At 56.3% G+C, this 6,406-nt stretch carries 7 protein-coding genes and 1 pseudogene; 4 read left to right on the plus strand and 4 right to left on the minus strand.

The features are described from left to right. Positions 1–82 (plus strand): RcnB family protein (locus Q7T06_RS08740; RefSeq protein WP_304783589.1); only part of this gene is annotated, 82 nt, incomplete at its 5' end. Between the two features lie 129 nt (positions 83–211). Here Q7T06_RS08740 and proC read toward each other — a convergent pair. After that, a complete protein-coding gene (gene proC / locus Q7T06_RS08745; protein WP_304783571.1) occupies positions 212–1,036 on the minus strand; it encodes a pyrroline-5-carboxylate reductase in 825 nt (274 codons plus the stop codon). Beyond that, entirely contained in the window at positions 1,026–1,730 is a 705-nt protein-coding gene (locus tag Q7T06_RS08750) for a YggS family pyridoxal phosphate-dependent enzyme (protein ID WP_304783574.1), read from the minus strand. The genes proC and Q7T06_RS08750 overlap by 11 nt, the downstream gene beginning before the upstream one ends. Before the next feature lie 109 nt (positions 1,731–1,839). Here Q7T06_RS08750 and Q7T06_RS08755 point away from each other — a divergent pair, with 109 nt between their 5' ends. The 3 genes from Q7T06_RS08755 to Q7T06_RS08765 all read left to right on the plus strand — a co-directional run bounded on the left by Q7T06_RS08755 (position 1,840) and on the right by Q7T06_RS08765 (position 4,667). After that, positions 1,840–2,883 (plus strand): type IV pilus twitching motility protein PilT, encoded by a 1,044-nt coding sequence (locus Q7T06_RS08755; protein WP_304783577.1) that lies wholly within the window; start codon positions 1,840–1,842, stop codon positions 2,881–2,883. A 165-nt stretch (positions 2,884–3,048) separates the two neighbouring features. Next, the gene (locus Q7T06_RS08760) at positions 3,049–4,185 is read left to right on the plus strand and encodes a PilT/PilU family type 4a pilus ATPase (protein ID WP_304783580.1); all 1,137 of its coding nucleotides are present in this window, start codon (positions 3,049–3,051) and stop codon (positions 4,183–4,185) included. Beyond that, complete coding sequence (locus Q7T06_RS08765; RefSeq protein ID WP_304783583.1) at positions 4,182–4,667, plus strand: glutathione peroxidase; 486 nt, start codon at positions 4,182–4,184, stop codon at positions 4,665–4,667. The genes Q7T06_RS08760 and Q7T06_RS08765 overlap by 4 nt, the downstream gene beginning before the upstream one ends. A 70-nt stretch (positions 4,668–4,737) precedes the next feature. On the opposite strand, the gene glcF is transcribed toward Q7T06_RS08765, so the two are convergent. After that, positions 4,738–5,964 carry a glycolate oxidase subunit GlcF gene (glcF, locus tag Q7T06_RS08770; protein ID WP_304783586.1) on the minus strand — a complete coding sequence of 409 codons (1,227 nt, stop codon included), beginning with the start codon at positions 5,962–5,964 and terminating at the stop codon, positions 4,738–4,740. A gap of 73 nt (positions 5,965–6,037) precedes the next feature. Then, a pseudogene (glcE, locus tag Q7T06_RS08775) lies at positions 6,038–6,406 on the minus strand (glycolate oxidase subunit GlcE); the annotation flags it as partial.

The raw sequence follows: 6,406 nt of genomic DNA on the forward strand, positions 1-6,406 counted from the left end.
TCATTGGGTACAGACAGGACCGGATTACGTCCTGATCGCCATCACAACCGGCATCATCGCGCAGATCATCTTCAGTAATTAACTGTCGTCATGACTTGCGAACAGGTCGTATGTTGCTAGCGCACATACGGCCTGTTCTGCTTTAAGGGGAGAGGCTATCCGCGCGCCGGCAAGCGACTGCCCGCTTGGCGTGCATGCTTGAAGCAAGCGCTCAATCGCGCCCGAACTCTGCGCCCAAGGCTTGCCCGCGCGCCGCTGCCGCTTTCATCGCGGTGATGATCGCCTGCTTGACGCCACTTTCTTCCATGCTGGTCAGCGCCGCATAGGTGGTGCCGCCTTTCGATGTCACGCGCTCGCGCAATACAGAGACTGGATCGGTGGCTTGCGCCGCCAGTTGCGCCGCGCCGACAAAGGTGGAGATCGCCAGCGCATTGCCCTGCTCTGCAGTCAAACCCATTTCCTGCGCGGCTTGCTGCATCGCTTCGATAAAATAAAACACGTAGGCCGGGCCGCTGCCGGATACGGCGGTCACCGGATCGATCAGCTTTTCATCATCGAGCCACACCGTGTCTCCCACTGCGCGCAAGATCGCATCGGCTGCCGCGCGCTGCACGTCGCTGACACCGGCGGTTGCCACCATGCCGGTGATGCCCTTGCCTATTAATGCCGGCGTATTCGGCATCGTGCGCACGATCGCATTGTGCCCATGCAGCCAGCGCGACAAATCCGACGCACGTATGCCGGCGGCGATAGACAGCACCAATTGCGCCTTGATATGCGGCACCAGCTGCGCCACCACATCTTTCATCTGTTGCGGCTTGACGGCCAGCACGATGACATCGCTGGCCGCCAGCGTGGCATCGATCTGCGTTGCCGTCGTCACGCCGAACTGCGCATGCAGTCTGGCCAGCGCATCGACATTGATGTCGACCACATGGATATTGCCTGCGGCAGTCAATTTTCCAGCCAGGCCGCCAATCAACGCGGCAGCCATGTTGCCGCCGCCGATAAAACTTATTTTCAGATTATTTTGCATAATTCCTTGTTCCAAATATTGCAGATCCTATCCGCACGATAGTAGCGCCTTCGGCAATCGCGGCCGTCATGTCGGCCGACATGCCCATAGAAAGTGTATCCAGTTGCAAGCCCGCTGCGCACAATTGATCGAACAATACATGCAGCTGGCGAAACGGTGCGCGCTGTTGCGCTTCATCGCCTTCGGCTTCGGGTATCGCCATCAAGCCACGCAAACGCAGGCGTGGCAAGGCGGCGATCGCTTTTGCCACAGCCAGCGCATCGGCCGGCAATACGCCGCTCTTGCTCGCTTCACCGCTGATATTGACTTGCAGGCAGACATTCAAGGGCGGCAAGTGCGCCGGACGCTGCTCGGAAAGCCGTTGCGCAATCTTTTCCCTGTCGACCGAATGCACCCAGTCGAAGTGTTCGGCAATCGGTCGCGTCTTGTTGCTCTGGATAGGCCCGATGAAATGCCATTCCAGCGCCAGATCGGGGCGCGTGGCGCGGACTGCGGCGATTTTATCCAGTGCTTCCTGCAGGTAATTTTCACCAAAGGCGCGCTGCCCGGCCTCAGCCGCCGCGATCACGGCATCCGCACCGAAGGTCTTGGAGACGGCCAGCAAGTCTATCGCATGCACGTCGCGTTGCGCGCTGTCTGCAGCTGTAGTAATCCGTTGACGCACAGCTTGCAAGTTTTGACGTATTACAGACATAATCAAAGTTCTTTAAAGCATTATTAAACAGACACGACACCTTTCAGTATCGCGATCGGATGTTGGCACTCTTGCTCTACCTCTTATCAAGCAGGCTCAGGGATTATAAATGGACATTTCAGAACTACTCGCGTTCTCGGTCAAGAATAAAGCATCCGATTTGCATTTATCAGCCGGCCTGCCACCGATGATCCGCGTGCATGGCGACGTACGCCGCATCAATTTGCCGCCGCTGGATCACAAGGATGTACATAGCATGATCTATGACATCATGAACGATGGCCAGCGCAAAGCGTATGAAGAGAGACTGGAAGTCGATTTTTCATTTGCCATTCCCGGCCTGGCGCGCTTCCGCGTCAACGCCTTCAACCAGGATCGCGGCGCGGCTGCCGTGCTGCGTACTATTCCTTCCAAGGTGTTGAGCCTGGAAGATTTGCACACCCCCAAGATTTTTGCCGACCTCTCCCTGAAGCCGCGCGGCCTGGTCCTGGTCACCGGTCCCACCGGCTCCGGTAAATCGACCACGCTGGCGGCGATGGTCAATCACGTCAATGAAAATGAATATGCACACATACTGACGATAGAAGATCCTATCGAGTTTGTGCACGATTCGAAAAAATGCCTGATCAACCAGCGCGAAGTCGGCCCGCATACACATTCCTTCGAAAACGCCTTGCGCTCGGCCTTGCGCGAAGATCCGGACGTGGTACTGGTTGGCGAATTGCGTGACCTGGAAACGATACGCCTTGCCCTGACCGCGGCAGAAACCGGCCATCTGGTGTTCGGCACCCTGCATACCTCGTCTGCGGCAAAAACCATAGACCGTATCATCGACGTCTTCCCCGGCGATGAAAAGGAAATGGTGCGTGCGATGCTGTCAGAATCCCTGCAAGCCGTCATCTCGCAAACACTGCTCAAGACCAAGGATGGCACCGGCCGCGTCGCTGCCCATGAAATCATGCTCGGCACACCGGCGATACGCAACCTGATACGCGAAGCGAAAATCGCACAGATGTATTCGGCGATCCAGACCGGCGCCAACGTCGGCATGCAGACGCTCGACAGCAACCTGACCGAACTGGTCAAGCGCAATGTGATTTCGAATGCGGTAGCGCGCTCTGCAGCCAAGACGCCAGACAATTTCCCGGGATGAGTGCGGGATTTCGCAAGGCATGCCTTGCGCAGCAAGAATCCGAGCAGCCTGCACGCTGCAAGGTGGGGTGAGTATCCGCTTAAGCTGCACGCGTCAAGATCGAACACGCGAGCAGAGAACGCCTAAGACTTACGGCTGACAGAATCGAATAAGAAAAGGATCACCATGGAACGCGATCAGGCTACCAAATTCATGTACGACTTGCTGCGCCTGATGCTCAGCAAGAACGGCTCCGATCTTTTCATCACCGCCGATTTCCCGCCTGCCTTCAAGATAGATGGCAAGATGACGCAGGTATCGAATCAGCCGCTCACGGCCACCCACACCGTCGAACTGGCGCGCGCAATCATGAGCGACAAGCAGGCAGCGGAATTCGAGGCGAGCAAGGAATGCAACTTCGCAATCAGCCCGGGCGGCATAGGCCGTTTCCGCGTTTCTGCATTCGTGCAGCAAAGTCGCGTCGGTATGGTCTTGCGCACCATCACCACTGCGATTCCGAAAATTGAAGAGATAGGCGTACCGGAATCGCTGAAAGATGTCGTGATGACGAAACGCGGTCTGGTCATCATGGTCGGCGCCACCGGCTCGGGCAAATCGACCACGCTCGCCGCGATGCTCGGCTATCGCAATGAAAACAGTTACGGTCACATCATCACGATCGAAGATCCGGTCGAATACGTCCATCCACACAAGAACTGCATCATCACGCAACGTGAAATCGGCGTCGATACCGAAGGCTGGGGCATTGCGCTGAAGAATACCCTGCGGCAGGCGCCCGACGTCATTTTCATCGGTGAAATCCGCGATCGTGAAACGATGGATTATGCGATTGCCTTTGCCGAAACAGGTCATCTCTGTCTGGCGACCATGCATGCCAACAGTTCGAATCAGGCGCTCGACCGCATCGTCAACTTCTTCCCTGAAGAGCGACGCCAGCAATTGCTGATGGACCTGTCACTGAATCTGAAAGCGATGATTTCGCAACGCCTGATTCCGCTCAAGGATACCAAGGGCCGCTGCGTCGCCGTCGAGATCATGTTGAATTCACCGCTGATTTCCGACTTGATCTTCAAGGGCGACGTGCATGAAATCAAGGAAATCATGAAGAAGTCGCGCGAGCTCGGCATGCAGACTTTCGATCAGGCGCTATTCGATTTGTACGAGGCAGGGAAAATTTCATACGAAGATGCATTGCGCAATGCCGACTCGGTCAATGACTTGCGGCTGTCGATCAAACTGCATGGCAAGGAAGCGCAACATCGCGATTTGAGCAAGGGCACCGAGCATCTGGGCATCGTGTGACCAAGGTTTACGATTTCACCGCCAGCAATCTGGCGGGCAAACCGATAGACCTGGCGCAATATCGCGGCAAGGTATTGTTGATCGTCAATACTGCCAGTGAATGCGTATTCACACCGCAATACAAAAAACTGGAAGCGGTATATCAACAGCTCCACGGCCGCGGCCTCGAAGTGCTGGGTTTTCCCTGCGACCAGTTCCACAATCAGGAACCGCGGGATGCAGAAGAAATCAGCTCATTCTGCGAAAGCAATTATGGCGTGTCATTTCCGCTGTTTGCGAAAATAAAAGTCAATGGCGACCACGCCGATCCGCTCTTCAAATATCTACGGCAGGCTGCACCCGGCCTGCTAGGCAGCGAAAAGATCAAATGGAATTTCACCAAATTCCTGATCCGCAAGGACGGTACTGTGTACAAGCGCTATGCGCCGCAAACCAGCCCGCAAAGCCTGATCACCGATATCAATACGCTGCTGGCTGAATGAAATATCTGAGTCCAATAAAAAACGCCGGGGAATGAACTGCACCCCGGCGTTTTTTATTGGCTGATCCGGTTCAAGCGGACAAGGCGTGGTCTATCAATTCTATCCAGTGCTTGACTGGCGTATCGGTACCGGACTGCAAATGCGTCAGGCAACCGATGTTGGCCGAGACGATCATGTCGGGCTTGGTTGCCTGCAAATTGGCCAGCTTATTGTCGCGCAACTGATACGACAGACTGGATTGCAGCACCGAATATGTGCCGGCAGAGCCGCAGCACAAATGACTGTCCGCACATAACTGCACATCCACACCGGCGGCGCGCAACACGCCTTCGACCTTGCCACGGATTTGCTGACCGTGCTGCAGGGTGCAAGGCGGATGATAAACCACGCGCTTGCTGATTTTTCCTTTCAGCGTCCCTTCCAGTTCAGCTTCAAAGGCCGGCAGGATTTCACTCAAGTCTTTGGTCAGATCGGAAATGCGCTGCGCTTTTTCTGCATACACTGGATCATGCGCCAGCAAATGGCCATAGTCCTTGACCGTTGCACCGCAGCCGGACGCGGTCATCACGATCGCTTCCGCACCCGCCTCGGCCAGCGGCCACCATGCATCGATATTGCGCCGCATATCGTCCAGCGCACCTTCATGATCATTCAAATGATGGCGGATCGCACCGCAGCAACCTGCCTTGGGTGCAATCACCAGTTGCACGCCCAGCGCATCGAATACGCGTGCGGTTGCCGCATTGATATTCGGCCCCATCGCTGGCTGCACGCAACCATCGAGCAACACCATCTTGCGTGCATGCACGCGCGTCGGCCATACGCCGGCGTCCTGCCTGGCCGGCACCTTGTTTTGCAGCGACTTCGGCAGGAGTGGACGGAACAGCTGCCCTGTCTTCATCGCAGGGGTAAACAACCATTTGCGCGTCAACACTTCCTTCAGCGCGGTGCGCACCAGCTTCTGCGGCAGCGGATAAGACACCTGGTCTGCCACCACCTTGCGGCCGATATCGATCAGGCGGCCATACTGCACGCCGGATGGACAAGTCGTTTCACAATTGCGGCAAGTCAGGCAACGATCCAGATGCAATTGCGTTTTGGCCGTGGCCTCTTTGCCTTCCAGCACTTGCTTGATCAGATAGATACGACCGCGCGGGCCGTCGAGTTCATCGCCCAGCAATTGATAGGTCGGGCAGGTCGCGGTACAGAAGCCGCAATGGACACAGCTGCGCAAAATCGCATCCGCTTCCCTGCCTTCGCGCGTGTCTTTGATGAAATCTGCTAAGTTGGTTTGCATGGAGTCCTACAATTTTCTGTCTAGTCGTTGCTGCACGGTCGAGGCCGCAGGCGCAAAAAGGGATGCGTAAAGACTAATACGACGCATACATGCGCCCCGGATTGAATATGCCTGCAGGATCAAACGTGTTTTTCAAGTTCTGGTGGATACGGCCGACTGCAGGCGCCAGTGGCTGGAACACGCCAACATCCTTGTCGCCACCGCGGAACAGCGTTGCATGGCCACCCGCCTTGAGCGCTGCCGCGCGCACGACTGCAGCCGTTGCGTCAGAGCGCAACCAGCGCTGCGCACCGCCCCATTCAATCAACTGTTCGCCAGCCAGCGCTACAGGCGTTGCGGTCGATGGCAGCGACAGACGCCACAGCACATTCGATTGCGTAAAGAATTCATTGCTCTGCTCACGCATCGCGATCCAGAAGTCATCGGCGCCATGCATCTCTTC

Origin of the sequence: Herminiimonas sp., from assembly GCF_030645555.1 — a bacterium.
Taxonomy (GTDB): domain Bacteria; phylum Pseudomonadota; class Gammaproteobacteria; order Burkholderiales; family Burkholderiaceae_D; genus Oxalicibacterium.